The sequence below is a fragment of the Methylobacterium sp. J-070 genome, from assembly GCF_022829385.1.
GTDB lineage: Bacteria > Pseudomonadota > Alphaproteobacteria > Rhizobiales > Beijerinckiaceae > Methylobacterium.
Genome location: NZ_JAKSXX010000010.1, coordinates 1 through 981, shown reverse-complemented (window position 1 = coordinate 981; position 981 = coordinate 1). Strand labels below are relative to the sequence as shown.

The 981-nt window shown below is 62.6% G+C and carries 1 protein-coding gene and 1 pseudogene; one reads left to right on the top strand and one right to left on the bottom strand.

The window, feature by feature from the left end; all coding sequences use genetic code 11:
- Positions 1–140, bottom strand: a pseudogene (locus MKL01_RS00160) (30S ribosomal protein S7); the annotation flags it as partial.
- On the opposite strand from MKL01_RS00160, the gene MKL01_RS00155 reads away from it, so the two are divergent.
- The gene (locus MKL01_RS00155) at positions 136–420 is read left to right on the top strand and encodes a CsbD family protein (RefSeq protein ID WP_243903222.1); all 285 of its coding nucleotides are present in this window, start codon (positions 136–138) and stop codon (positions 418–420) included. The pseudogene MKL01_RS00160 and the gene MKL01_RS00155 overlap by 5 nt on opposite strands.
- Positions 421–981: the final 561 nt, after the last annotated feature.

Here is a 981-nt window from a genome sequence, read left to right as displayed (position 1 = left end):
ACGCGGCGGGAACGGACCTCGATCATCGGCGCGACGTTGTCGAGGGCGGCGCGGAACACCTCGATCGGGTTGGCCCGGGCGCGGTTCTCGACGATGTCGAAGGCGCCGTAGACGATCCGCTCGGCGGTCGACTTCTTGCCGCAGACCCAGGCTGAAGCCAAGGTCACCGAGCTGAAGGGCTCGGCGCAGAACCTGTACGGGCAGGCCAAGGACACGCTGAGCGATGCCGCTGGGCAAGCGCGCGAGGTCGCCGGCGACGCGTTCGATCGCGCTCGCGAGCGCTATCCGGATGCTCAGCGCTTGTACCGGCAGGGTAGCGAGGCGCTTCGTCCACACGCGCAGGAGTCGCCGCTGGGCCTCGTGGTCTTGGCCGGCGCGATCGGTTACCTGCTCGCCTTGGTCATTCACGGCCGCCGCTAGAGATCTGAGCGACGCCGGGCGAGCCGTGATGATGTGGCCGCCCGGCCGGTGCGGTGGACGCCCTTGGTCCACTGCAATAGAGCAGGCCATGCCTCATACGCTTACTGGCTGGATCCTGTTCGCCATCATCATAGTCTCGGGGTGCGCTATCATCGTCACGGCTACGAAGCTGATCATATCTGGCTTCGGAAAGGCGTTTCAGGATCGCCGAGACTTCCATGCGGCATGTATCTTCGGGGTGCTCCTAGTGGTTGCAACGGTGCTGTTCATCTGGATTGAGCCTATGCCGATTTGATGGCTCGGCTTATTCGCAGCAGCTGAAAGTCTACGCCGTCGAACTGGTCTGACATAGGTAGCGATCGAACCCGATCGGAACGTTGCTGAATAATCACGGCCGATCCTATTGCGAGGCATTCGGCCGAGAGTTGCCGTTCATGCGTATGCGGGCTGGATCAAATGGCGTCATAAAGCGTGGCCATGACGCAATTATCTCACCGTGCTCAGCGGTTCTGCGCGCTTTTCGGCGCAGGCACACTCCTTGCCGCCTTCGGCATGACGGCC